Below are 26,404 nucleotides of genomic sequence, written 5' to 3'. Positions count from 1 at the left end.
AGCACGGGCAGACCGGCACGCCACCTGCGCAAATCCTCTCAAGGACCTGCCAAAGGACCTGACATGACCGACAATTACGACGCCCTTGAAACGCGCGATCCGGCCGCCCGCGAGGCCGCCCTGTTCGCCCGGCTGCCGGAGGTGCTGCGCAAGGCGATGGCGGCGCCCGCCTATGCCAATTTGCTGAGGGGCACCGATCCCGCATCCATCACCAGCCGGGAGGCCTTGGCGGGGCTGCCGGTGCTGCGCAAGTCGGAACTGCCGGCCCTGCACAAGGCCGCCCCGCCGTTCGGCGGCTTTGTGGCTGGTGCGCCCGGCTCGTTCGCCCGACTGTTCACCTCACCCGGCCCCATCTTCGAGCCCGAGGGCCGCCAGGCGGACCCCTGGCGCGGCGCGCGGGCGCTGTTTGCGGCGGGCTTCCGCGAGGGGGACGTGGTGCTGAACACCTTCAGCTATCACCTGACCCCCGGCGGCTTCATCTTCGATGCCTCGGCGCGGGCGCTCGGCTGCGCCGTGATCCCCGCAGGCCCCGGCAACACCGAGCAGCAATTCGAGCTGATCGAGGCCTATCGCCCGGTTGGCTACAGCGGCACGCCGGACTTCCTGAAAATCCTGCTCGACGCCGCCGCCACCGCCGGCCGCGACGTGTCCTCGATCAAGCGCGCTTTGGTCTCGGGCGCGGCCTTTCCAAAATCGTTGCAGGAGGAGATGAAGTCGCGCGGCGTCGAGGCCTACCAGGCGTTCGGGACCGCCGATCTCGGCCTGATCGCGTTCGAGACCGCGGCGCGCGAGGGAATGACCGTCAATGAGGATTTGATCCTGGAGATCGTCAAGCCCGGCACCGGCGATCCCGTTGCGCCGGGCGACGTCGGCGAGATCGTGGTGACCTCGCTCGATCCGCATCATCCCTGGATTCGCCTCGCGCTTGGCGACCTGACCGCCGCCCTGCCCGGTGCGAGCCCGTGCGGACGCACCAATATGCGCATCAAGGGCTGGATGGGCCGCGCCGACCAGACCACCAAGGTCAAGGGCATGTTCGTGCGCCCCGAGCAGATCGCGGAAATCGGCAAGCGCCATCCCGAGCTTGGACGGCTGCGCCTTGTGGTCACGCGCGCCGGCGAGGCCGATGCGATGACGTTGCGGGCCGAATGTGCCTCAGCGCCGGATGCCTTGTTGAATGAAGTTGCGGCCACGCTGCGTGCCGTAACAAAACTCGGCGGCACCGTCGAGTTCGTCGGCGCAGGCTCGCTGCCGAACGACGGCAAGGTGATTGCGGACGAGCGATGAGCCGACCGCCCCGCCCTCCGGTCCAGACTACGTTGTCCCGCGCGGCATTGTGAACTATTGAGCTGGCTCACGCCTCGTGGCGACGGGATTATCACCTCATGAGCAGCGCTTGCCGAGATCAGCCGCGAAGGCCGGCGGTTTTCTTCGATCGGGACGGCGTCCTGAACCGGGACATCGGTTATCTGTTCGAGAGCCACAGGCTGATCTGGATCGATGGCGCACGCGAGGCCGTGAAGGCCGTCAACGACAAGGGCTATTTTGCGTTTGTCGTGACCAATCAGTCAGGCGTCGCACGTGGCCTCTATGAGGAAGCGCACGTGCAGCAACTTCACGACTGGATGGCGGCCGAGCTCGGCAAGATCGGCGCCCATATCGACGCCTTCGAATACTGCCCGTTTCATCCCGAAGGGACAGTGGAGCGGTACCGGCAGGCCAGCCATCGGCGCAAACCCTCGCCAGGCATGATCACTGATCTGCTGGATCGCTTTCCCGTCGATGTCGAACGAAGCTTTCTGGTCGGTGATCAACCGACCGACCTCGAGGCTGCACGCGCAGCGGGCCTGCAGGGCTACCTGTTCCCGGGCTCCAATCTGGAGCTGTTCCTGAGGCCCCTGCTGCAGCGAAGCTGAGCCCCGCGCAGCAGCGCGAGGCCACGATCGCAATCAGAATTTCCGAACCAGGTCGATCACCTCATCCTGCTGCTGGCGTGTGATCTCAGCGAAGATCGGCAACGAGAGGATCTGGCCCTGATCGCGATGGGCGTTGGGAAATTGCTCCGGCCGGTGGCCGAACCGCGCATAGGCCGGCAGGAACGGCAGCGCGGTGGGGTAGTTGATCGCGGTCTGCACGCCATTGGCGTTCAGATGCGCCGCGAGCGCGTCGCGGCGCGGATGCCTGATCGTATAGAGGTGGTAGACGTGGCTGCGCGCCGGCGCGACCTCGGGCACCACGACATCCTCGATCTGGTTGAGGCCGGCATCGTAGACCTCGGCCGCGGCCTGGCGGGCCTCGGTCCACGCTTCGAGATGCGGCAGCTTTACTGAAAGGATCGCGGCCTGCATGCCGTCGAGCCGGCTGTTGACGCCCTCGATATGGTGCTGGTGCTTCACCAGCCCGCCATGGCGCGCCAGCATCGCCATCTGCTCGGCGAGCGCCTGGTCGTTGGTGACGACCGCACCGGCATCACCCATCGCGCCGAGATTCTTGCCGGGGTAGAACGAATAGGTCGCGGCTTCGCCGAACGTGCCGACCATCCGACCCTTGTAGCGCGCAAGATGGGCTTGGGCGCAATCCTCGATCACCCAGAGCTTGTGCTTCTGCGCGATCGCCATGATCGCGTCCATGTCCGCGGGCTGGCCATACAGATGCACCGGGATGATGCCGACCGTGCGCGGCGTGATCGCGGCCTCGATCGCCGCCGGATCGATCGTGAACGTCGTGTCGTCGGTGTCGCAGAACACGACGGTGGCGCCGGAATGGGTGATCATCGCCGCGGTCGAGATCCAGGAATGCGCCGTCGTGATCACCTCGTCGCCCGGCTGCACCTTCAGCGCGCGCATGGCGAGGTAAAGCGCATCGGTGCCGTTGGCGCAGGATACGCAGTGCGCGACCTCCGCGGCTGCGGCGAACTCGCGCTCGAAGGCGTCGACATAGCTGCCGCGGATAAAGGCGTTGTCGCGGATCACGCCGGCGATCGCAGCGTCGATCTCGCTCTTGATGGACTGGTACTGCAATTGCAGGTCGGCAAACGGCACGGCCATCGATATTCCCCTGTTGCCCTATTGGCTCGCCAGCAACCGGCGCGCCGGATTGCCGGCATAGGTGCCAGGTGTCGTGATGTCCTTGGTCACAACAGATCCCGCGCCGATCACGACGTCGTCGGCGATCCTCACTGGCATGATCGTGGCGTTGGAGCCGATCGACACCCGGTTGCCGATCACGGTCTCGCGCCACAGTTCCTTGCGTCCGCGCGCCGGGCCGCCGGTTGCGAACGTGTCGTTGACAAACATCACGCCGTGCCCGACGAAGCAGTCGTCACCGATGGTGACGAGCTCGCAGATGAAGGCGTGCGATTGCACGCGGGTGCGCGCCCCGACCACCACGCCCTTCTGGATCTCGGTGAAAGGCCCGACGAAGCAGTCGTCACCCAGCTTGCAGCCATAGAGATTGCAGGGCTCGACGATCTTGACGCGCTCGCCGAAAGCGACATCGCGCACGCTGGCCTGATGCACTTCCGGCTGGTTCACGAAACGACACCCAGCCGGCTCAACCGCGGCGTGAAGCGCAGCGCAACCTCCTCGCCGGTCTCGATCGACTCGTAGAGGGCCGAGATCAGCTCAAGGCTCTTGCGGCCCTCGAGCCCGTCGACCAGCGCGGCGCGCTGGTTCTCCAGGCAGTCGACCACGTGATGATAGTAGGCCTGATGGCCGAAGCCGTAGACGTTGGGCGGGTTGACCGAGAACTTCTCCACGACGTCCTTGTCCGACGGCAGCTCGTCGACAAAGCGCCAGTGCCGGATCTGGTTGACGGCGAAACCGGAGATCTCGACGGTGCCCTTTTCGCCAAGGATCGACAGCGAGCCTTCGAGATCGGTCGGGCGCGCCGCAGTGGTCGCCTCGATGATCCCGAGCGCGCCGTTGCGGAACTTCAGCGTCGCGACAGCGGTGTCCTCGGTTTCGATGTTGGCCAGCGCCGTCGTCGCGCGCGCGTGCACGCTCACCACGTCGCCGAAGAACCACTCCAGCATATCGACATGGTGGCTCGCCTGATTGGTCAGCACGCCGCCGTCATAGGCCCAGGTGCCGCGCCAATCGTCCTGATCATAATAGGCCTGATCGCGGCACCAGCGCACCCGCACCGTCCCCAGGATGAGCTTGCCGAAGCGGCCGGCATCGAGCGCCTCGCGCGCCTTGACCACCGGCACGTTGAAGCGGTTCTGCTTGACGATGAACATCTTCACGCCAGCCTGGTCGCAGGCCCGGATCATGTCGTCGGCGTCCTGCAGCCGCAGCGCCATCGGCTTCTCGACCACGATGTGCTTGCCGGCCTTGGCACAGGCGATCACATGTGCGGGATGCAGCCCGCTCGGCGTCAACACGGCAACCGCGTCGATATCCTTGCGCGCCAGGAATTCGTCCATGTCGTAATGCGCCGGAACGCCAAACTTTCCGGCAACCGCATCCGCCCGCGCGCGGATCGGATCGCAGACCGCGACCAGGCTTGCTCCCTCGATGTGGTTGCCACCCAGGAGGTCGGAATGACGCTTGGCGATACGCCCGCATCCGAGCAGGCCAAATCTGATCATGCAACAGGCCCTGTCTTGTCTCGCGGCCGACCGTTGCAGCCAGCCGAAAAGCCGAGGGAACAGCGGCCTTGCGAGCCGCACGATAGCGTTCCATTTCCCAGAAAACTCGGGTTAACGCAAGGCCATGCGATCGGGTGAGGACGATCCGATCTGGGCCACCGGTGCCCGAAACGCGCGGCTCGATATGTCATGGCGACCGGGGAGCTTCGGGTTGAAAATCCCCCAATCGGCTCACCGGAGCCGCAGCGGGAGAATTCGAAAAGCACCGCATCCGGGTAGCGAGACCACATCACGGAGATTGCCGCGGCCGGAGGCGTCGCTGCGGCGACCGAAATTTGTGTTATTGGGCGGGAACAATAGAATGCCATATGGGCATCATTCTTGTCGTCCTGTCAGCGCCGTGCCATGTCCCTGGGTCCATGAGGCGACATCGGTTGGCAATCGCGTGGGCTTAGTCTGCCGAATACGATAACCACCAACGAGACGGTCCAAACGCACAGCCCGACACGGCGGTAAATGAGAATGAACGATCGCGTTATTCAGCTGGAGCCCGGTCTCGGTTGGCGCCAAGCCAGGCTTGCCCTGCTCGCCTATGCCCACATCGTTGTTTGCGCGGTTTCGCTGTACTGCATCACGATCACCAACTCCTTCCCCGGCGTCATCGGTTTCGACAAGTCGCACCTGGCGGCTGCAATCCTGAACGTCGTCGCGTTCAGCCCGGTCGTCATCCTGTTCGCAATCGGACGTTTCAGCTTTGGCTATCTCGTCGGCTTCTACTTCTACATGATGGTGCTGGGATATCTCTGGCTCATCGAATTTTCGGTGCTCGATTACGATCACCGCCTGGCGCTTGCCTCGATCGTGCTCTCGGCCTTTGCATTCCTCGCTCCCGCGGTGTTCATCACCACCCCGCTGCGGCAGGCCGTCGTGATGCCGGCCCGCGCGTTTTACATGATGCCTTCCGTCATCCTGATTGGCTCAGCCGCCATCATCGGTATCGGCTCACTCTACAACCTCAAGCTGGTCAACCTCTCCGAGATGTACAAATATCGCGCGGAGGTGGCGTTGCCCGGCGTCCTGCAATACGCCGTCTGGATCGTCTCGAACGCCCTGTTGCCGCTCGCCTTTGCCTGCTTTGTCACCAGCAAGCGGATCTGGCAGGCAGGGATCGCCCTGCTCCTGATGCTTCTGTTCTACCCGATCATGCTGACCAAGATGGCGCTGTTTGCTCCGGTCTGGCTGCTGTTCCTTGCTCTTGTCTGCAAGCTGGTGGTCGAGGCCAGGGTGGCGACGATCCTGTCGTTTTTCCTGCCTGTCCTGATCGGCGTGATCTTGTTCGTCCTGGTCAAGGCCGAGCTGTTTCCGCTCACGCCCGGATTGGTTTATTTCGGCACCGTCAACACCAGGATGGTTGCGATCCCGTCGCTCGCCCTCGAAATCTACAACAACTACTTCTCAGCGCACCCGCTAACCCATTTCTGCCAGATCAACGTGCTGAAGCTCGTGATGCCATGCGCCTACAACGAGCCGATATGGGCCGTCATGGCCAGGTCCTACGATCTCGGCTCCTTCAACGCTTCGCTGTTCGCCACCGAAGGGATCGCTTCGGTCGGCCTCGTGCTTGCACCGCTGTCCGCGCTGGGCTGCGGGCTGATCATTGCGCTCGGCAACCGCCTGTCGGCCGGCTTGCCGGCGCAATTTGTGCTGCTATCCGCCGGGCTGCTCCCCCAGGTGCTCCTCAACGTACCGCTTTCGACGGCTTTGCTGACCAACGGCACCGGGCTGCTGTTCCTGCTCTGGTACATTGCGCCGCGGTCAGCCTTCGACCAGACGCCGAAGGCCGTTTTGAACGAAAATCTACCCGCGACAAGCACCGGCTAGTGGGCGCTCAAAAGTCCGCCGGTCATCCGTTCACAGGGATTGTCCGGCGGAAAGCTCGCGAGATCGCCTACGCGCGAATGATGTTGTCTGCCGGCTGAGGAAACTTTCCACGGCAGTCGACCAGCAGCGGGGCATGTTTGCCGAGCAGTTGATAGTCGAACTTGTCATGGTCCGTCGCAAGGAGGACGCAATCGAAGCCCCGCAAATTGTCCTCAGTAAGCGCGACGCTCGACAGGTCGAACGAGTGCGCGCGCATCTTCGGGAACGCGGGAACGTGCGGATCGCTGTAGGCGACCTTGGCGCCGAGGTCGCGCAGCTTCTCCATCAACAGCACCGAAGGCGACTCGCGAACGTCGTCGACATTCTTCTTGTAGGCAATGCCGAGCACCAGGACCGAACTGCCACTGATCGACTTGTGCCGCTGATTGAGGGCCAGCGAAATCTTCGACACGACGTAGTCCGGCATCGAGGAATTGATCTCTCCGGCGAGCTCGATGAAGCGCGTGTGCATGCCATATTCCCGCGCCTTCCAGGTCAGATAGAACGGGTCGATCGGAATGCAGTGCCCGCCGATGCCGGGACCGGGATAGTACGGAACAAATCCGAACGGCTTGGTTGCCGCCGCGCGGATCACCTCGTGAATGTCGATCCCCATCTTGTCGGCGACCATCTTCATCTCGTTGACGAGACCGATGTTCACCGAGCGATGGATGTTCTCCAGCAGCTTGGTCAGCTCGGCGGCCTGTGTCGAGCTCACCGGAACGACCTTGTCGATCACTTGCCGATATAGGGCGATGCCGGCCTCGAGACATGCCGGCGTGCAGCCGCCGCACACCTTCGGGATCGACCGGGTCGAGAAGTTCTGGTTGCCGGGATCTTCGCGCTCGGGCGAAAACACAAGGAACACATCATTGCCCACGGTGAAGCCGCGCTTTTCGATACGCGGCTTCAACTCCTCCTCGGTCGTGCCGGGATAGGTCGTGCTCTCGAGCGACAGCACCATGCCCGGATGCAGATACGGCAGCAGCGACTCCGTCGTGTCCAGCACGAAGCTGAGATCGGGCTCGCGGTACTTGTTGAGCGGCGTCGGAACGCAAAGAATGAGCGCATCGACCTCGCGCGCGCGCGAGAAATCGGTCGTCGGCTCGAACCCAAGCTCCGTCGCATTGCGGATGCTGGCGCTCGTAATATGCTCGATGTAGGAGCGGCCTGCGCGAAGCGCGTCGACCTTGGTCTGGTCGATATCAAAGCCGATCACCTTGTAGCCGACTTCGCAATAGCGAAGCATCAAGGGCAGGCCGACATAGCCCAAACCGACGATGCCGATCTTGGCCGTTCTCTCGTTGAGCTTCGCGATCAATTCGGAATTCATTTTAACACTCGTACGGGGTTGTTACGGATAACCGGCCTGAAAAGCATCCAATTCGGCCTCTGATAGCGCCATAGTTGCAAAGCCACAACCCCGGAAGCCATCGTGGAGGCCTCATCAGGCGCCGTGGCACGAAACCAGGCGGGACTGTCACTTGCTCTTGCGGCGCCCCGACCGCAGCACCCGCCGGCAAGGCTACTGTGGGCCGCGAGAGTTCAACAAGCGCGTGACTTCGTAGGCGGCACGACCGGTCCCATACTCGTCGATATCGCGCTGAACGGCATGCGTTGACTGCTTCCAGAGCCGGTTCCATCCGTGCGTGACCGTCTCGGTCCACTCGGTCTCGTCGCGCAACGTGATGCATGGGACGCGATGGAAATAGGCTTCCTTCTGCACCCCTCCCGAGTCCGTATAGACTTCGACGGCGTTGTGCAGAAGCTTCGCCATATCGAGGTAACCGACCGGATCGATGACCTTCAAACCGTCCAGATCGACCCCCAAAGCCGAGGCCGCCTGTCGGGTGCGCGGGTGCAGCGGAAGGACAACGGGAAATTTCCGCGACCGATCCTGCAAGAACTGCACGACTGCGAGAAGCTGCTGCCGATCGCCCGTATTCTCGGCGCGATGGATCGTAGCGAGCGCAAAGGTCTTCGGGGCGAGCCCGAGATCGGTCAGTATCGTCGAGCTCTTCTCTGCCTTGCCGGTCACGAACAAGGTCGCATCGTACATGACGTCACCGACGTGATGGACGCCGGTGGTCACGCCTTCGGCGGCGAGATTGGCGACGGCCGTTGCCGTCGGGCAGAGGTGCAGAGCGGAGAGATGGTCCGTTACCAGCCGGTTGATCTCCTCCGGCATGCGGCGGTTGAACGATCGAAGCCCCGCCTCGACATGCGCGACCGGAATGTGCAACTTCGACGCCGCGAGAGAGCCGGCCAGCGTCGAATTGGTGTCGCCGTAGACAACGACCCAATCCGGCTTCTCCGCGAGCAAGATCGGCTCGATCGCCATCAGCATGCGTCCCGTCATATCGCCATGGCCGCCGCCATGGATGTCGAGATGATGTCGAGGCCGCGGGATGTCCAGCTCTTCGAAGAAGACATCGGACATGTTCGGATCAAAATGCTGACCGGTATGCACCATCACTTCCGAGAGACCATCGGTCTCGCGGATCGCGCGGCTGACGGCCGCGGCCTTGATGAACTGCGGCCGGGCACCAACGATGGTCAATATCTTCAGCGCCATTGGCTTCACGCGCGGTGTTGAGATTCGGCCGGACGATGATCCGGCGCATCGAGCGGACTTGTGGCCATCGTCCTTTGGAGCCCGTCCTTGAACTGCACAAATCGCCGCAACTCCAAACGAGATGCGAGACGGCCGAGATCAGGAACGATGTCGACAGGAGGCGTGTTCGCGTTCACGATCTCAAACTTCGGCTCGACGCCGAGCTGCTGAGCGATCATGTTCGCGATCTGGCGGATCGAGAGCATTTCAGAGCTTGCCACGTTCAGCGTCTCCGTCCACGACGAAGCAATGCTTGCGAGAATGACGTCAACGATGTCGTCGATGAAGGTCGGAGCGAGGCGAATCCCTTCCGTGCCGCCGGACAGCTGGATTGCTTCGCCGTCCCGGATCCTGCGTATCAGCTGCGGAATGAGCCGGTCGTACTGCCCCGGACCGTACGGAAAGAACAGCCTCAGAATGCTCAAGGAAAAAACGCTGGAGAACGGCTTTGCGACAATTTCAGAAGCAAGCTTGCTTGCGCCGAGGAACCCAGAAGGCGCCAAGGCGGCATCCTCGCGCAGAACTCCCGTGAACGGCTCGTAAACCGCCCCCGACGAAAGCAAGCAGAAGTGCTTGGCCGCGGCCCGAGCCGCCCAATCCAGCAGCCGCATGGTCATGTTGACGTTGACGTCGAACATCTCGCGCGAATCCGCCGGAAAATTGCGGTAGCGGCGCGATTGAGCGGCATGAACGACGATATCGATCGTCTTTGGGAAACTGGCCTGGTCGATCGGCGTCGTTCCATCCCAAGCCACTTTCGTTCCGAAGGTGATCGACGTTCCCGGCCGGCAAACGCAGTAGAGCTCGTGTCCCTCGGCCACCAACCGAGGCCCGAGAGCAGAGCCGACAAACCCCGTACAGCCTGTCAATAGTATCCGCATGCGCGTGTCAGACCGTTGGCTTCGTCAGCAAAACGGAGATTCCGTTCGGATTGGAGTCGTTGAAGGAATAGCTCTTCACTCCGAGCTCCTTCATCCAGCCCGCAACCTCGTCATCGCTGTGCTGCCAGGCGTTGTGCGGATGATACCAATCGAAGTTGACCATGTTGTTCGTTTCATAGTCGAATGCCTCGTTCCAGAAGCATTTGAGGAAATTATAGTACAGCAATCGCTGGACGTTGTGCGTTCCGGCAGGAATTCCAAGCACCGGAATCGGCTTCTCGAGCGTGATCGTGGCGTTCAGCCGCGACAGCTCCCGGCCCAGCTCCGTGATCCCCTCGCACGCCGCATAGCATTCCTCCGCGGAGAGCGGCATGAAATTCTGGCGGACATGATCGTCGGCGAAGACACGCACCGCGCCCATCTTCCGATAGACGTAGAAGAAGAACTGGCCGCCGGGCCTGACCTTACGGTACAGGGCCTCGACCGCAGCTCTGGTGTTCGGCGTGTGATGCAGCACACCGTCCGCGATGATGAAGTCGAACGTATCATCGGGGAACGGAGCTTCCATCAAATCGGCCTGCACGACCGAGCAGTTCTCGAGATCGCGGGTGTTCTCGAACGTCGTCAATGCCGCGTCGGAGACGTCGAGTGCAAACACCTCGCCCGGACAGTTCTCGGCGATGAACCTCGTGTTGAAGCCCGACCCTGGACCGACCTCGAGTACGCGCCGCTTGGAGCGATAGAACGCCTTCAAGGCATCCAGATCGGGCAGCCCGAGCTTCTTGCAATACCAGCCGAACAGGAACTCCTTGTGCTCGGGTTGCAGCCCATACTGCTTGAAGCGGCGCCACTTGTCCGAGAAGGTCTGGTTCGTCTTGGCCTGCTCATGGGCTTCCGGCCGGCTCTGCGCGGTCGCCGGCTTCGGCAAGCCGTAGCGTGAACAGAAATCGGTCAAGTCGGGCTGCATCGGGCCGCTCAGGAAGCAGGGAACCCCCTGCAGGATCGGATACCACAGCGATGCATCGGGCGTCCGCAGGATGCCTTCGATAACCTGGCCTTCCTGTTGCGTGAAGGCCTCAAGCTGAAGCTCCATCCCGTTCGGACGGAGACGTGAAGACGCAACGGTTCGCATAAATCTAACTCCTACAACTGCAACTAATTGAGGGCACCGCCATAGGCGCCGTGTTGCTTGCACCAAGATTCGAAGCTGAGCAAACACCAGATCAGCGCGACATGGTTTGCCTTCTCCTCGAAATGCTCGTTCAGAATCCGACGTACGAAGTCATGCTGGAGTACGCCTCGCTGCCTGATGCGGGATTCCGAAAGTTGCTCCTCGATCCACGGGCGCAGAAGCCCTCTGTACCAAGATGCGTCCGGAGGACCAAATCCCATCTTCGGTTTGCGGTAGATCGTATCAGGCACCAGCGGCCGGACGGCTTCGCGAAACAGGATCTTGCCCGTGGAGCCGTCGGACAGCAGGCCCCAGTCCACGCCGAGCAGATAGTCGACCAGTTCGTTATCGAGCAGCGGCACCCTGGTCTCAAGGGAATGCGCCATGGACAGCTTGTCTTCCAGGGACAGCAGACCTGGAAGGTAGGTCGTCATGTCGACGTGCATGATGACGTCCCAGGGGTCCCGCGACGGAACCGAGCCGATCGCGTCGCCGATCGTGGCGAGCGGATCGAAACCTCCAGCGGTTCGCAAGAACTCCGGCGTGAAGGCATCCTTGATCTTATCCGCCGAGATCGGGACGTTGAGGCTCGCCCTATAGAGCGCAAAGGCATCGCGTGAGGCTGCCTGATCCGCGGCGCCGGCGCGAAGACGCTGTATCATGCGTCGCATCAGGGAAACCGGCGTGGCCCGCGGCACGATGGCATATCGGCCGACATATCCTCCGGTGACTTCGTCACCGCCGGTCCCCGACAGCACGACCTTCGCGTCCTGCGCGACCCGCTGCGCGATCAGATAGTTCACATAGGCCATCCCCATGCGGGGATATTCGATCGCCCCGACCGTCGCATCCAGATGGCGGACCAGCGCATCCCGCGGCACCATGAGCTCGACACGTTCGATGTCGAGCTGCTTTGCGACCTCCCTGGAGAACTCGCGCTCGTCGACGAACTTGTCGACACCGACATTCTCGAGGTCGAAGATGCACGAATAGGCGCGAACGACCGGGTCGATCTGATGCGCACCAGCCGTGATCGCCGAACTGTCGATGCCGCCCGACAGATACGCCATCACAGGCACATCCGCAGCCAGCTGCCTCCGCAGCGCGGCTTGCAATATCTCGCCGAACTCGCCCGAGGCCCGCGCCAAACCGGGCGAGTATTTGCGATGATAGGAGGGCGACCAGTAGGTGCCGCGCGAGTTTCCACTCGCCGCAAAGCGTTCGAAGCTGCCCGGCTTGAGGAGACGAACGCCGCGGAATGGCGTGCGGCCTCCCCAATTGTTCATCAGCGTGAAGTACTCCAGGGTTGCGGATGCATCGAACTGCTTGTCGATCAATCCGCTGGCGTAGAGCGCGCGCACCTCCGAGCCGAAGACGAGCCCCTTGCCGGGCAGTTCCGCGACGTAGACCGGCTTGATCCCGTACCGGTCGCGGGCGATCACCAGCTCACGCTGCCGTTCGTCCCAGATCGCACAGGCGAACATGCCGTTCAGCCTGTTGAACACCCCGTCCTTCCACTGCTCCCAGCCGTGCACCAGAACCTCGGTGTCCGAGTGGTCTGTCGCGAAGATATGGCCGGCGGCCTCGAGCTCCTTTCTGAGCTCGCGGTGATTGTAGATCTCGCCATTAAAGACGACCCATACGGTGCCGTCCTCGTTGCTCATCGGCTGGTGACCCGAGACGAGGTCGACGATTGCAAGCCGGCGGAATCCCAAGGCTACGTCCGGCGCGACATGATAGCCGTCGTCATCCGGACCGCGGTGCTCGATGCTGGCCGCCATGCGACGGATGCGAGCGTCCGCGTCCGGACAAGAGCCAAAATGCAGAATGCCTGAAATGCCACACATCTGATTCTACTCGACCTCGACGCCCGCTGGAGCCAGCACGAACGTACTGTCGGGGCTGCGATAGGCCTCGATCATCGCTCCGGCAATGTGGTCAGGATCATGCCATCGCTCGACATAACGACGAGATCGCTTTCCCAGCTCGGTCCATTCGGATCGGCGCTCGAGAATGGCCGCAAGATCTTCCGTGAGCCGCGCGGGATCGACGTTCAGGATCGCCAGATCATCCCGCATGGCCGGCGGGATGAATTGCAGGTCGCTTTCCCTGACGTAGCAAACCACCGGCTTTCCCATCGCCATCATCTCGACGGCAAAGCCGCCGTACCAACCCGCAAGCACCTGGTCAATGGCAAGATCGGCTGACCTGTAGATGGCCATCGCCTCTTCGTGCGTTTTCTTTTCCACCAGGATCAGCTCGAAGTCGAACCGGGATTTCAGGCGCTCCAGCGCATCGAGTATCATCTGGGTGCCCTTGATACTCGCATCACTCGGCGCGTGGACAATCCTCGGCTTGCCTTCGGCGCGGGGATACTCGGGCGAGAAATGACTGATCTCCACATTGGCGTAGGGGAGAAACTGCCCGCCAGGCACGACGTGCCCCAGTTCCGGATTGAGATAGAACACACGGTCGAACAGCGGAAGCACACGCTCGATCAGGCGGGACCGGCGCGCATCCAGCGTCTGCACGCAAGATTCGTAGGCGGAGCAACGCCCGCTGGCGCACATGGTCCACTGATTTCGCCGGTTGCCCTCCCCAGCGAGTCTTGCGTCGCACCCCTGCAGGGTCATGAACCTCTTCTTGCCCAACCCCTTGGCCAGCTGGAGATCGATCGTCACGAGCCGGTTCAGCAGCGGCCCCATCCGGCCCACGCCCTCGAACGCATAGCCCGGGTACAGGAAGGTCGTTCCAAAATAGTAATGGAGCACGTCGTAGCGCAGCAGCGCGGACAATCCGAACCACGCGCTCTTGGCCATCTTCTTAAAGTCGGTTGCCGTGTCGTCATACAGGACCCTGTCGGCCGGATAGCGAAACCAGGTCCCGCTGCGAACGACCAGGTCGCTCTTGTTTCCGAGCCTGCGCTCCGCACGCGAGAGGGACCAGGGCTGATTGCCGATATTGAAAGGGCCGTGAAGGATTTTCATCTTGTTGAGCAAATATGACGGGCTGCGCCCTTAGCCTTCATGACCAGGCTGGTGGTCACGAACAGCCTCGATCTGTCGTTGATACGCGGCCAACTGCAACTCGACGATTCTCGCCGCGGAGTGATACTGCCGGATCCAGTTTGCCCCGGCAGCACCGATCCCGTGCCGGTCGTCCTGATCGGCCACGATCCTGCGAAGCGCCTCGGCAATCTCACTCTCCGTCGATGCCGACAGGATGGGAGGCGCCTCGGAGAAGAAATCTTTCGCCATGCCCGAATCCACATTCGTGATGACGCGCCTTCCAAGCGCCAGCGCTTCGAAGGTGATTCCACCGAATGACGGGAGGACGAACTGATCCAGCACGGCGTGGCTGCGAAGATATGTTCTCCAAAGCTCGGGTTTGCGCATCGGCGCAAGCCACTCCACCCGCTTGTCCAGACCCCGGCTCCGTATCAGCTCCCGCGAGGCGTCGAGGTCGCGCCCCCAGGCGATCATCGCAAGCCGCAGCGCCGGCGCCTGCTGCGCGACGCTCGCAAAGGCCCGGATCAGCCGGTCATTGCCCTTCACCAGGCTGGGGTCCGCGTCCTGCCAGTCATGCCGGGTCGGGTGAAACACAACGACGGAGTCGCTGGGAGGCCGGATCGCGCTATTCTTCTTCCCGAATTCAACGAGTTTCGCATCGTCGAACGCATGCGGAAGCGGCGTAATCCGATCTGGCGGCACGCCCAGCCGCCGCGCGGCAGGCACGCAATCGATGTTGGTGACGAAAACGTGGTCGGCGCCGAGGAACACGGTGGCGGTCAGCCGCCCAAGGCTATCGTCCTGAAACGGAAGCGCCCTTAGCGTTCCATGTTCGTATCCGAAGTACGGGCGCCGGGCGAGCAGCGGCCAGGCACCATCGGTTGCGTAGGCCTGGACGACGTCAAATTGATCCAGCAGACCGACGAGCGGCGCGAGCCGCGCCCGGTAGCTGGCAAAATCCGCAGCGCTCGGTGGCGACGCCGGCGCGCTGCCTTGCCGCCACACAGCTGCAAGCCGCATCTGCTCCGGATCATCCTTTGCGAGCACGCGCCGCAGGAAGAGATCGCGGGCCATCGCCGGTGATCTGCGAATCCGCCGTGCTATTTTCTGGCCAAGACGGGTCGCGCGGGCGGACGCAGTCTGCCCACTCACGGACTGCCGGGCGCGATCCAGCGAGCGTCGAATTTCGTCGGCCAGGTCCGACCGCCCGCCAACCTCGGCGGCAATCATTGAGCAACACAGCTTCAGCGGCCCGGAGGCAAACCATCGCGGTCGCTGGTAACCGCCGAGATCAACCTTGGTCCAGTCGGGAAAGAACGGATCTCCGAGATCGCCCTCGAACGCCGCCTCCTCCCATTCAGGGCAAGCCATGATGTGGTAGTTCTCGTAGGCGATGACATAGGCATCGATGCCGTGCTGACGCTGGATCCTGGCATTGTTGAACGCATTGTTCGCGATGTTGCCCAAGTGCAGCACGCGCAGCGCTCGCCCATGCTCTTCCTGGAAACGCCGATGCCAATCGACGCCTTGTGGTTGTGGCCGCAGCGCAGACATCATTGCGGCGGAAGTGTCGACCGACGTCACCGGAAGCGCCCTTGCAGTTCGACCATCAGGGGATCGTCCTCGCGAGCGCACCGAGATCTTCTGAGGCAGACTGCTTCGCGATCTGGAATGGATGTTCCCAATTCCTCACGAGGGGAATTGCATTGCGCCGGGTCTCCTCCTGCTGCTGCTGGGACCGAATGCGATCGATGACAGCAGGCGGAAAGTTTGCAGTGTCCCGATAAAGCTGTCCAAGCCGCGCAGCAATCGCCGATATGCCGTGCCAGCGCTCGACATAGCGACGGCCCTGCTCGCCGATCTTGCGAAGGCTGCCCCGATTGCGGATGACCCACAGCAACGCCTGTTCGAGTTCATCCGGAGTTGCGTTGATGATCGGGCATTCCTCCGGCGCCTCGACCAGATCCGGACTTCTAACGAAGCTGAGGACCGGCTTGCCGAGCGCCATCGCTTCGAGCGCGGTGTAGCCGTAAGCGCCGCCGATGAACTGATCCGCCACGATGTCCGATTGCGCGAAAAGCTCGATCACCTGGCTGTTCGGCACGCCCTGGATCTTGCAATATTCGATTTCGTATCCTTGCAGCTTCAGCCGGTCGATCGTTCGCTCCAGGTACTTCGAGCCTTTGAAGTGCGTGTGGTTCGGCGCATGCGCGACGCGCAGCGGACCGGACGGTGCATTCGGGAGACCCGCGCTCAACCGATCCAGATCCAGCGGCCAGTAGTTGATATGTTTTGCCGTTGGCATGTAGGTCAGCATGTCACCGAGCGAGACCAGGGCCGTCACGTTCCTGGCCACCTCGGAAATATAGCGCTGGGCCTCTGCGTCGTGGCACGTGCAATATTTCGGCGCTTCCGTGCAGTCGACGCAGAAATTCCATTTGCCGAGGGCCAGGGTCGCCTGCCTGGTGCGAACATCTGCACCATACGCATAGACATAGACCCGCTTGCGAGCCCGTCGCAGCGCGGCAAGCTCCTCAAAATTGATCTGCAATCGGTCCGTCGAATCGAGCAACCCGCGGTCGGCGAAAAAGTGAAACACGTCATATCGAACCAGGGCCCACGCGAGCACTACGCGCTGGAATGCGAGCCCCAGGCCAAACCTGAGTGCCTGAACGTAGGGACGCTGCAAATTCAGGTCGAAGTGCGACGTGATGACGTAGGTTACGTAGACAAGGGAAGTCGATCGAAAGCCCAGCATCTGATCTGCTCTGGCCTTGAGCTCCAGGGTCAGAATCGGCGTTACGCCCCACAAGGTCCTGGCTTGTCCGCGCCGCAGCCGCGCAGCTTCAGCTATTGGAGCGACGTAGATCGCGAGATTTAGAATGACGATCGAAAGTGCAGCGGCGACCAACCTGAGAAGTCTTAGCGGCAGCGCCTGCAATTTACGGCGCACTATGGTTCCCCGCCCCGGCGATCTCGCAATCGACCAGGTCGTGAGCATCCATAGCCGAACGCTCCGCGGCAACACGCGCCGCGCGAGCGATCTCAGTCGATCCTTCATTGCGCGGATCCGCGTTGCGGCGGCTTTCTTGGAGAAAGGCTGTCGTAGAGCGAGACGACCTTCTGCCACTCCGACTTTGCATCGAGCCTTGCGAGGGTCTGCCGCGTGCTCGCAGTGAAGGCCGATCGGAGTTGCTTATCCTGGACCATGCGGTTGATCGATTCCGCGATGGAGCGCGGATCATAGGGATCGAATGTCAACCCGACCGCGTTCTCGTCGACAAGGCGCTTCGCCTCGGGGTATTGCGCAACGAGGACGGGAAGATCGGCGGCCAGGTATTCGAAAATCTTGTTGGGCAGCGCAAAGGTGAAGTTGCGGCACAGGGCCGGCAGCGTCCAAATCCCGGCATCCGCCCCTCGGGCGGCCGCGACAACGTCCTTCGACGGCACCGGCGGCGCAAGCACGACCCTGCCTTCCACGCCAGCGCGCTGTGCCAATGCGAGATAGTCGGGCCCAAACAGATCCAGAGAAGGACCGCGAATGACGAAGACACAGTCAGGCGCATAAGCCAGTGACTCGATAATTGGCTCGATCAGGCGCGTCGGGCCGGTGCCCCCCTGCCACAGCAGAACGAACGTCGATTCCGGCAGCCCCAGTTGCTGCTTCAGCGGTGGATACTCGCGCGTCGGCGTGACCGCGATGTCCGGAATGTTACGGACCACGACGGGACGGCTGCCGCCGAGTTCGGCCTTCATCGCATCCGCGATCGAGTCACACACGGTGATGGTGGCTGACGCCTCGTTCAGACAACGAACTTCCAGCTCCTGAAGCGCCCGTTTCCACTCGGGCGGATACGGCGCCCAGGCGGACTGCTTCGTGTTCCAATGGACATTCTCCGAAAACCACTCGTGGAAGTCGACCACAAGGTGCGCGCCCCGGTATTTTGCGGCCGCCATCGCCGCATAGGCGGTGGAGAGATCATGCGCGTGGAACGCAAATGGCTTCCTCTTCACCGCTTCCAGGTAGAGCTGTTCCGCAAGGTAACCCGGCTGCTCGCTCATAAACGTCGCGGCCGTCCAATCGGCGTGCTGAATATGGACGCGCGGTCCCCAATCAAGATTGAAGGTTGCCCCTGCCCCCTTCGTCGGCTCGGGACAGATCACCGTCACGTCATATCCGGCGGCGCCGAGTGCACGAGCTTCTCTTTCAACCCGAGGGTCCACACGCAGATCGGAGACGACAAGCATCACCACTTCGCGGCCAGAGGCCGATCTGCCAATCTGTCGGTTTCGCGACGTAGCTTCAGCCGCAGCGGCCATCTTCGGGATTCGAGCCTGCGCAAACTGCGCGCGGCGGATCACGAGCTCTGAGACCAACGCATTCCACCGGCCAAAGCCGAAATAGAATAGCGGCCGCAGCGCACGAAAGAGCGGAGGATACTGCTTGATGAAAGATGAGATCTGCTTGAGCATCATTCTATGGCAACTCTAGGAAATCAGCATCGACGTCGCGGGAAACGCCATCACCACTGTCCCACCAGCAAATTGCTATACGCCTCGCACTGGAGAGCAACGATTCTTTCCGCGGAATGGTAGGTCGACATCCATTGAGAAGCGGCTGCGCCCCGGCCCAGGGAATCAAGAGGATCCCGGATGACCTCCCGCATTCGTCCGGCGCATTCGGCGACATTGCCGGCCGCGAGCAACGGCGGCTCTTGACCGAAGAACAAGACCGTCTGCTGCCTGTCGATGGCCGAGATCAGCCGGACCCCCAACGCCATCGTCTCGAATCCGACGCCGCCGAGCGCCGGAACAACGAACTGATCTACCACTGCATGCGATACGCAGTAGCGGTGCCACAGCTCCCGCTTCGACATGGTCGGGACCCATTCAACCAGCTCGGACAGGCCTAATTGTTCGATCAAAGCCTTGCTGTCTGCGACTTCCTGGCCCCATTCGACGAATACAAGCCTGAAGTTTCTCGTCTCTCGTGCAACGTCGGCCGCGGCGCGGATGATCACATCGTTGCCCTTCTGCCAGGACGAATTCCCCTGCTTCCAATGGTGGCGCGACGGGCTGAAGAAGATCGCCGGCCCGTCTGTCGGGGGACTCAACTCTGGGTGCGATTCGCGGAATTTTCGCAACTTATGATTGTCGAAGGCGTGCGGGAGGTAGACTACCTTGTCTTTCTCGAGCCCCAAGCGCTCGACCGAGGGCAGCACATCCGAATTGGTTACGAATACCGTGGGCGCGCGCTGAAACGAGATCCGGCAGATTAACCCGGTCAGGTTGTTCTCGAACGGAATTTCGCGCAGCGTTCCGTGCTCGTAGCAGCAGAAGTTCTTGACGCCGTTCATCATCGGTATCAGACCATCGATCGCATATCCCTGGATGATGTCATAGTGCAGCAGGACATCTTCGAAGGGCTTCGGATGTATCGTTACATACTCTTCGCGATAACGAAGTGACTGACCGTCGAGCTCGGCGGGATCCCTCCTGATTTCATCGAGCAACGTCTCGATTTCCTTTGCTCGCGTCACCGGATCGGACATCGACCGCGCCACGCAGCCGGATCCCGAGACCGGAACGAACTTGAGCATGACGCGCTCGAGCAGCGCCAGGAAGCTGTGGGTCAGCGAACGGGCGAGCGAAGACGACCTCTCCCGCAATCCGCCGGTACGTAGCCAGCGAACATCTTCCCGCAATGCCCCGAGTGCGGTGCGAGCCTCCGCGTCGGCTTGCCGACCTCGGCGCGCAATCTTCAACCATGCCGCAGCCGAGATCCTGTCCGGCCAGCTCGCCTCGAATCCACCTGCCTTGCCTTCACGTCCGAGCACGCCATTTGCCACCAACGTTCCCAGCCAAATTCTGTACAGGCTAAGCGGTTGCCTGCTCCCATGCGACGACCGACCGGGCCCGCTGAGCCAGAGCAGGAATCTCAGATGTCGAGGGACATATTTGGCAAGGAAACCCTTGTTGTCGCCGGAACGAGCGTCCTGAAGAGCCGTCAGCTCCAGTTCCAACCACTTCAAATATTCCGTCGTTCGCCAACCCGCGTTCCTGGCGCGAAGGTATTCAATGCAAAGCGCGGATGGGCCCTGAACAAACCAACGGGGCCGCTTCCATCCCTTCAGGCTCGTCGCCCACCAATCCGGCCTGAAATGATCCTGCCCAAGCGCCGAGGAGCCCTCCTGCAGCGCGCCATCCTCCCACTCGGGACACCCCATGATGTGGTAGTAGTTGTAGCATAGCACGTCTGCCTGGATGCCGAACTGCCGCTGAATGCGGGCGTTGTTGTAGGCATTGTTGGCGATGTTGCCGATGTGAAGAACCCGGGGCGGACGGCCCATTCTTCGCTGAAAGTCGTCGACCAAGCGCAGCGCGCGTGCGTTTTCGGCCTCGATCGCTTGTGCCGAGTCGGTTTGACGCACGGGACGTTCGAGACCGGCTTCAATGGAGGGAATCGACACTGGTTCAGGCGCTCCGTGCACTGCCAACGAGCCTGCAGGGCCGGTTCGAGTTTCCGAGCGGGGATCGCTTTGAGGACATCACGAATTCAGCGACCTGGCGCTTTCGGCGATTCTTGTTTTCAGCGACTTCGGTAAATCTGCGGTCGCCAGATAGAGATCCGCCAAATGCTTGCCGAGCGCCTCCACCGAGTAGTTCTTCCGGACATATTGGGGGCCGGCCGCTCCGGCTTCGGAAAGCCGCGTGCGGTCTGAAATCAGCTGATGCAGAACCTGCTTTATCGTATCCGGATTTGCCTCGATGACCGGGCAGGCTTCGCGCTCGGCGACCGCGACCCCATCGTGCAGATAGCAGATGACGGGGCAGCCCGATGCCATTGCTTCAACGGCCGTCAAGCCGAAGGATCCGCTGATGAGCTGGTCGACAAGAACGTCGATCGTCTGCATTGCCGCCAGAATTTCGTTGTGCGGCCTTCCGCTCAGTTGCAGGAGCTCGACCGCATGCCCTTCGGCCTGCAAGGCATCGACGGCGCCTTGCAGATATTTCGTTCCCTTGAAATAGCCGTGGTTCGGAAAGTGACCCACAACCAACTTCCCACCCCGTTGTGACCGGGATGGTCCAGGCGAGACTTTCTTAACATCAACCGTCAGATACGGCACATTTCGAGCACCGGGAATGAGCTTCATGGCGAGCCCATGCGCGACCACGGCCGTCGAGTACTCCCTGATGACTTGCAGCATGGCGGCGCCGCCGGCGTCGTCGCAGACGCAATAGACGCCAGGATCAGGACATTCGGAGCAGAAATTCCATTTTCCCAGCGCCAGGTTTTTCTCACGCGTCCTGTGGTCGGCGCCGTAGGCGTAGGTATAGAGCCGCTTCCCGGCCTGCCGATATATTTCCATCTCGCGCACGGCAATTCCAAAGCGGGGACTGCCATAGCCCCCAGCCGGTTCGATGATGCCGCGATCGTTGTAGAGATGAAAAAAATCGAAATTGGCGATAGCCCAAATCAGCATCAGCCATCGAAACAGGAACCAGTCCTCGCCACGTTCAGCCACGAGGCGCGCTTGAATTTCGGAGCATACGAAATCAAAGTTCGAAGATGTATGGTACGTCGTGAATACGAGCGAGCGGGCGTTTACGCCCAAGGCGCGATCTGCAGCGACGCCTGAGCTCAGGTTGACGATCGGCGTGACGCCCCACAAAGAATTCATCTCGCCGCTCAGCAAGCGATCCTCGGCTATCGCACGACAATCGGCCACCAGAGCATCCCAGAAGTCGCGCGCATCGGGCGATTGATCGGGATTGAGGAATGGGCGCAGCGCATCCAGCAGGGTGGTGAGGAGCGCGTAGTCGCCCTCGGCCGCAATCCGGTTCACGTTTCCAACAATCGCCTGATCTACGCGCGCTCGCCCTCGTGCAGGAGAAAGTGCGGAAAGGGCTGCTTCGAACTTCTGGTTCTTTCGGGCGAACCGCGAGAGATTGGGAAAGCGCGTCCCCTCAAACAGGTAGCGAGCCGACCGAAAGAGTTTCGAAGACACCGATGCCGTTCCGCACTTGCTTCAGGTGCTGGCCTGATTGATGCAGTCGACCACCCGGCGCTGATCTTCCTCCGTCATGTTCGGGAAGATCGGCAATGTGATCGTCGTGTCCTCCGCGAGTGCCGCGTTCGGAAACTGCTCGGGCCGCAGACCATATTTGTTCTTGTAGTAGCCGAGCCGGTGCACCGCATGCGTGCCCGGCCGGGTTTGAATTCCCGCCGCAGCCAGCGTCGCCATCACCGCGTTGCGGCGCGCGCGGTCTCCGTCGACGAAACGAATGACGTAGGACTGAAACGCGTGCCCGTCGACATCCCCGCCGAGCGGCCGCACGATCGAATTGTTTCCTGCGAGCAACTCGGAATAGCGATGCCCGAGACGTCTGCGTTCCGACAGCAACCGGTCAAGCTTGCCCATTTGCGCCACGCCGACGGCTGCCTGGATGTCGGACAGGCGCAAGTTGAAGCCGAGATTGTCGAACGTCGCCATCGTCCATGGGCCGTGAGGCTCGATCGACGCGTCCGGAGCGCCGGTGGAGCCGTGGTTGCGCTGCGATCGCACGCGTTCCGCAAGATCATCGCGGTTGGTGGTAACGGCGCCACCCTCTCCCGTCGTGACCGCCTTGCGCGGGTGGAAAGAAAAGCAACCGATGTCGCCGATCGCACCGACCGGCCGACCCTTGTAGGTCGTGCCGATCGCGCACGCCGCGTCCTCGATCACGCCGATGCCGCGAGGTTCCGCAATCGCCTTGATCTCATCCATCGGGGCGGCGAGACCGAACAGGTGGACCGCAACGATCGCCTTCGTGCGTGGCGTGATCGCCGCCTCCAGCCGTTCCGGATCGATATTGAAGGTCGATAGATCGATGTCGACGAAGACAGGCTTTGCGCCGACATATTCGGCGGAGTGCGCACTTGTCACCCAGGTGAAGGCCGGGACAATCACCTCATCGCCCGGCCCGAGTTTCAGGGCCAGGGTCGCCAAATGCAGCGCGGCGGTGCACGACGTGCACGCAAGGGCATGCTTGACGCCATGTTTCTCGGCAATCAGCCGCTCGAACCGCTCCGTGAACGGCCCCTGCGTCACCCATTTCGAGTCAAGGCACTCCCGCAGCAATGCAATTTCAGCTTCGTCGAAACTCGGTTCTGTGATGTTCATTTGATCGATACTCTCAATGCCGGGCCCCACACACTTCCGTCGAGAACGAACTGCTTCGAAATCCGATCGCGAAGTTGCAGGGACTGTCCTTGACGCGGCCTTAAGCCGAATAGATTTCCACGCCGTAAGGCGCCAGCTTCGCTTTCACCTGATCGAAGTAGACCGGGCTGATCGCCAGCGCCACGTGACGAATTCCCAATTCCTTGATCTTGTCGAGGCCGCCCACCGAACGTCCGTGCAGACCGCTCCCCCACGTGGAACGATTTTCGTCGAGATAGGCCGCGATCTTCGCAACGTCGAAGCCGAGGTAGAACGGCGCAAACAAGCCCGACGACCCCAGGCCGAAGATGGCAAAGGGCTCCCCGGCCGCGTCAGCTGCCTTGCGGCACCGATCGATCGCATCCATCGCGCTCTTTGCCACCATCGCGTTCTGATCGACGATGCTCTGGTTGAGCTCTGCAACGTTCACGGTCTGCGGCTTCGGACCGTCAATCTTCCTCAGCAGGACAAAGATCGGCACGCCCGCCTCCTTGGAAGCCACCACGTCGAACCCGGCGGCATGAGCCAGCGATTCCAACGAATGCAGGGTAAGCTTCGACAGGTGATCCGCGCAGAAGAGGTCATTCGGATTCTTCGCAAAGTTGGGAACACGAATGTAGAAGAGGCCCGACTCCTTGAGGCGCTGATGCGCCCACTTCAACATGTCGAGTGGATTGTCGACGTGCTCGAGGACGCCCAGGGCCACGATCAGATCGAAGCTGCCCGCCTCGGCTTCAAACTCCTTGTAGTCGCAGCGACTGAGCCGGGCGGTCGGAAACTTCTTCTGCAGCACATCGAATGCCGAGCTCGGCTCGAAGGCCGCAGCGCGCCAGTCGCGGGACTCTTCAAGAAAATGCCCGAGGAATTCGCCCTTTCCGGCACCTATTTCCAGAACGGACCCGCCGGTCGGCAGACTGGTCATCTCCCTGAGGATCTGGTGCGTGCGCTCCGCTTGGGAGATAGGAGCCGGACCCGAGAAGCTCTGAATTGCCGCGTCCGGGCTCTTCATCATCAGGCTGTAGCTTTCCTTGTAAAAGGCTTCGCTCCATCCCCTGGTCCCGCCGGCGTTGAAAATGAGGCCGCACTCCGAACAAAGCCGATTGTCCATGGACGCATCGCGCAGGACCATCATATCGGAGGTGATGCATGTCCCCGAAAACGAAGGATAGATGTCATGCAGACGATCGGACTCGCACACCGGGCACTGTTTTTTCATCGTGGTCGCTCTCTGTTGGTCGTGGAACGTCGCTTCCTAGCCGACTAGATGCTCTTCCAAGCCGCGCAAGATCATCATTTCCTTGTATGGGAACCGCTCCGGGATCGTTTCCCCGAAAACATCGCGTCGAATGAGAACGTCGGGCTCATTGTATCCGGCCATTGCCCTCAACGAGGTCGTTCCCGAAAAGCGCGGGTTGATCTCAAATGGAATGACGACGCCGTCCGCAACGCGGCACTGCACGTTCACCGGCGCCTTCGGCGACAGCGACTCGGCGATCTTCTCGCACGCGCTTCGAACCGAGGGCCAGTTGGCGACGTGCCCTTGCGAGATGCCGGTCGACACAACGAGCCTCGCGCCGAATTCGGACCGCCCCGTCCGGTTTGGAACCTGCGTGCGGATCGTCAGCGCGTTGTTGATGACGCGCTTGATCGCAATCGAATTGATCAGGACGCCATCCGCTCCGAACAGCACGCCGACGGTGTACTCGTCTTCTGAACTGCCGATGTATTCCTGGATCGTGAACGATGGACAAATTCCGAGGAGATAGCGAGAGAAGGTCATGAGCTCCTCTGCCGACTGGACGATAAATACGTTGGCCGATCCGCCGCCGCCTACCGCGGGCTTCAGGATGGCCGGCAACACCGCCCAATCATCGAGATCGGTCAGATCGCGTATTTCCCTGAACTTCGGAGTCGGGAAACCGCAAGCTGCCAGATGCGCCATGGTCCTCGTCTTGTCCTGGCAGACGTCCAGAACAGACGGCGGATTGACCGGAACGTAAAAGCCATCCGCCTCGAGCGTCGCTCTGGACCGGCTCAGAACGGCCATTTCCGGCTCGGATCCATGAAAGATGGCGATGCACTTCTCGGATTGAGCCAGAGACCTGAGCTCATCCAGGTATGCAGGATCCGTTGCGCGCGGCAACTTCACGAATTTATCGACAATGTGGCGGTTTGCGCAGGCGTCGGACATGTCGGTGCCGACGATATCGTATGCGAGTTCACCCAACCGGAGAGCCTTGAGGATTTGCTCGCCGTGCCCGCCTCCGCCGATTCCGGTCAGCAGTACCTTGACCCGCCTACGCTTCACGATCATTCCTCATTTGGTAGTTTGAGCATCGTTCCAGCAGGGACGTCACAGTGGACGAAAGCGAATAGCGCGAAAGGATTCGGCGGCAACAGCCCGAAATATCGAACCTGATTATCTTCGCTGAACGTTCGCCAAGATCATAAATGCACGCCGAGCCACGAAGGTCGTCGCCTCGCGGAAGGCCGCAGCTGCCCACGTTGACAAACAGCTTTCCGCCGTGTTCGCGCACGAACGGATGATGGGTGTGCCCCATGAACACGACATCGGCGCTCACGGTCGAGAGATCGGCAAGGCTGCTGTCCGGATAGACATATCCCGCCAGCGGATCCTTCGGACTGCCATGGACGAACAGCATCGTTCCGTGCTCGCCGTTCACGCTCAGTTGCGTCGGCCAACCGCCGATGAATTCACGCTCATCGCGGCTGAGTGCCGCGAATGTTTCCCGGTGACGATAAACGAGATCCTTCGCGTCAGTTGCGCTCTGTCGCAGCAGCATATCGTCGTGATTACCGCGAACGCAGCGAATGCTGCTGCCCCTGAGTGCACTGACGACGCCTTTGTCCGGAATATATCCGACGGCATCGCCCAGGAAGTAGATCTCGTCTGCGCGCGCGTCCGTCAGGATCTGGAGCGCCAGCTCGAAACCCTCCACGTTGCCGTGGGCATCAGACAGGATACCGATACGCATGCCGAGGTGATCGGTCGTTT

21 protein-coding genes are annotated in these 26,404 nt (G+C 61.5%); 3 read left to right on the top strand and 18 right to left on the bottom strand.

From position 1 onward, the window contains the following. Nucleotides 1–63 precede the first annotated feature (63 nt). Nucleotides 64–1,287, top strand: coding sequence for a phenylacetate--CoA ligase family protein (locus tag FBZ93_RS20085; protein WP_146987779.1), 1,224 nt, complete (start codon nucleotides 64–66; stop codon nucleotides 1,285–1,287). A gap of 98 nt (nucleotides 1,288–1,385) precedes the next feature. Further along, the gene (locus FBZ93_RS20080; RefSeq protein WP_146987777.1) at nucleotides 1,386–1,916 is read left to right on the top strand and encodes an HAD family hydrolase; all 531 of its coding nucleotides are present in this window, start codon (nucleotides 1,386–1,388) and stop codon (nucleotides 1,914–1,916) included. Nucleotides 1,917–1,949: 33 nt separating this feature from the next. On the opposite strand, the gene FBZ93_RS20075 is transcribed toward FBZ93_RS20080, so the two are convergent. The 3 genes from FBZ93_RS20075 to FBZ93_RS20065 are packed head-to-tail and all read right to left on the bottom strand — an operon-like array spanning nucleotide 1,950 to nucleotide 4,591. Next, nucleotides 1,950–3,047 carry a DegT/DnrJ/EryC1/StrS family aminotransferase gene (locus tag FBZ93_RS20075; protein ID WP_146987775.1) on the bottom strand — a complete coding sequence of 366 codons (1,098 nt, stop codon included), beginning with the start codon at nucleotides 3,045–3,047 and terminating at the stop codon, nucleotides 1,950–1,952. 18 nt (nucleotides 3,048–3,065) lie between these two features. Next, the gene (locus FBZ93_RS20070) at nucleotides 3,066–3,533 is read right to left on the bottom strand and encodes an acyltransferase (protein ID WP_146987773.1); all 468 of its coding nucleotides are present in this window, start codon (nucleotides 3,531–3,533) and stop codon (nucleotides 3,066–3,068) included. After that, on the bottom strand, nucleotides 3,530–4,591 hold the full coding sequence (locus tag FBZ93_RS20065) for a Gfo/Idh/MocA family protein (RefSeq protein ID WP_146987771.1): 1,062 nt from the start codon (nucleotides 4,589–4,591) through the stop codon (nucleotides 3,530–3,532). Before FBZ93_RS20065 ends, FBZ93_RS20070 begins: the two co-directional genes overlap by 4 nt. 522 nt (nucleotides 4,592–5,113) lie before the next feature. Here FBZ93_RS20065 and FBZ93_RS20060 point away from each other — a divergent pair. Then, complete coding sequence (locus tag FBZ93_RS20060) at nucleotides 5,114–6,472, top strand: hypothetical protein (protein WP_146987769.1); 1,359 nt, start codon at nucleotides 5,114–5,116, stop codon at nucleotides 6,470–6,472. A gap of 67 nt (nucleotides 6,473–6,539) precedes the next feature. Here FBZ93_RS20060 and FBZ93_RS20055 read toward each other — a convergent pair whose 3' ends face one another. The 15 genes from FBZ93_RS20055 to FBZ93_RS19985 all read right to left on the bottom strand — a co-directional run bounded on the left by FBZ93_RS20055 (nucleotide 6,540) and on the right by FBZ93_RS19985 (nucleotide 26,384). Then, the gene (locus tag FBZ93_RS20055; protein WP_146987767.1) at nucleotides 6,540–7,844 is read right to left on the bottom strand and encodes a nucleotide sugar dehydrogenase; all 1,305 of its coding nucleotides are present in this window, start codon (nucleotides 7,842–7,844) and stop codon (nucleotides 6,540–6,542) included. A 192-nt stretch (nucleotides 7,845–8,036) separates the two neighbouring features. Next, a complete protein-coding gene (gene wecB / locus FBZ93_RS20050) occupies nucleotides 8,037–9,086 on the bottom strand; it encodes a non-hydrolyzing UDP-N-acetylglucosamine 2-epimerase (protein WP_146987765.1) in 1,050 nt (349 codons plus the stop codon). A gap of 5 nt (nucleotides 9,087–9,091) precedes the next feature. Continuing rightward, nucleotides 9,092–10,006, bottom strand: coding sequence for an NAD-dependent epimerase/dehydratase family protein (locus FBZ93_RS20045; protein ID WP_146987763.1), 915 nt, complete (start codon nucleotides 10,004–10,006; stop codon nucleotides 9,092–9,094). Nucleotides 10,007–10,013: 7 nt separating this feature from the next. Then, entirely contained in the window at nucleotides 10,014–11,099 is a 1,086-nt protein-coding gene (locus FBZ93_RS20040; protein ID WP_167529120.1) for a class I SAM-dependent methyltransferase, read from the bottom strand. Nucleotides 11,100–11,161: 62 nt separating this feature from the next. Next, nucleotides 11,162–13,024 carry an asparagine synthase (glutamine-hydrolyzing) gene (asnB, locus tag FBZ93_RS20035; protein ID WP_146987760.1) on the bottom strand — a complete coding sequence of 621 codons (1,863 nt, stop codon included), beginning with the start codon at nucleotides 13,022–13,024 and terminating at the stop codon, nucleotides 11,162–11,164. Nucleotides 13,025–13,030: 6 nt separating this feature from the next. Then, nucleotides 13,031–14,176, bottom strand: a complete 1,146-nt coding sequence (locus tag FBZ93_RS20030; protein WP_146987758.1) for a glycosyltransferase family 4 protein — start codon at nucleotides 14,174–14,176, stop codon at nucleotides 13,031–13,033. 18 nt (nucleotides 14,177–14,194) lie between these two features. Next, the gene (locus FBZ93_RS20025) at nucleotides 14,195–15,769 is read right to left on the bottom strand and encodes a glycosyltransferase family 4 protein (protein ID WP_146987757.1); all 1,575 of its coding nucleotides are present in this window, start codon (nucleotides 15,767–15,769) and stop codon (nucleotides 14,195–14,197) included. Between the two features lie 25 nt (nucleotides 15,770–15,794). Further along, a complete protein-coding gene (locus tag FBZ93_RS20020) occupies nucleotides 15,795–17,246 on the bottom strand; it encodes a glycosyltransferase (protein ID WP_146987755.1) in 1,452 nt (483 codons plus the stop codon). Continuing rightward, nucleotides 17,243–18,661 (bottom strand): glycosyltransferase family 4 protein, encoded by a 1,419-nt coding sequence (locus tag FBZ93_RS20015; RefSeq protein WP_146987753.1) that lies wholly within the window; start codon nucleotides 18,659–18,661, stop codon nucleotides 17,243–17,245. The genes FBZ93_RS20020 and FBZ93_RS20015 overlap by 4 nt, the downstream gene beginning before the upstream one ends. Nucleotides 18,662–18,708: 47 nt before the next feature. After that, nucleotides 18,709–20,655 carry a glycosyltransferase gene (locus tag FBZ93_RS20010; RefSeq protein WP_146987751.1) on the bottom strand — a complete coding sequence of 649 codons (1,947 nt, stop codon included), beginning with the start codon at nucleotides 20,653–20,655 and terminating at the stop codon, nucleotides 18,709–18,711. 78 nt (nucleotides 20,656–20,733) lie between these two features. Beyond that, nucleotides 20,734–22,194, bottom strand: coding sequence for a glycosyltransferase (locus FBZ93_RS20005; RefSeq protein WP_146987749.1), 1,461 nt, complete (start codon nucleotides 22,192–22,194; stop codon nucleotides 20,734–20,736). 21 nt (nucleotides 22,195–22,215) lie between these two features. Continuing rightward, a complete protein-coding gene (locus FBZ93_RS20000) occupies nucleotides 22,216–23,349 on the bottom strand; it encodes a DegT/DnrJ/EryC1/StrS family aminotransferase (RefSeq protein WP_146987747.1) in 1,134 nt (377 codons plus the stop codon). Nucleotides 23,350–23,449: 100 nt separating this feature from the next. Continuing rightward, nucleotides 23,450–24,604 carry a class I SAM-dependent methyltransferase gene (locus tag FBZ93_RS19995; RefSeq protein ID WP_146987745.1) on the bottom strand — a complete coding sequence of 385 codons (1,155 nt, stop codon included), beginning with the start codon at nucleotides 24,602–24,604 and terminating at the stop codon, nucleotides 23,450–23,452. Nucleotides 24,605–24,640: 36 nt separating this feature from the next. Further along, complete coding sequence (locus tag FBZ93_RS19990) at nucleotides 24,641–25,702, bottom strand: ATP-grasp domain-containing protein (protein ID WP_146987743.1); 1,062 nt, start codon at nucleotides 25,700–25,702, stop codon at nucleotides 24,641–24,643. Beyond that, the gene (locus FBZ93_RS19985) at nucleotides 25,686–26,384 is read right to left on the bottom strand and encodes a metallophosphoesterase family protein (protein WP_146987741.1); all 699 of its coding nucleotides are present in this window, start codon (nucleotides 26,382–26,384) and stop codon (nucleotides 25,686–25,688) included. Before FBZ93_RS19985 ends, FBZ93_RS19990 begins: the two co-directional genes overlap by 17 nt. Between the last annotated feature and the right edge of the window lie 20 nt (nucleotides 26,385–26,404).

The organism is Bradyrhizobium macuxiense (assembly GCF_007993935.1).
Lineage (GTDB): Bacteria > Pseudomonadota > Alphaproteobacteria > Rhizobiales > Xanthobacteraceae > Bradyrhizobium > Bradyrhizobium macuxiense_A.
This window is presented reverse-complemented; position numbering and strand designations above follow the sequence as displayed.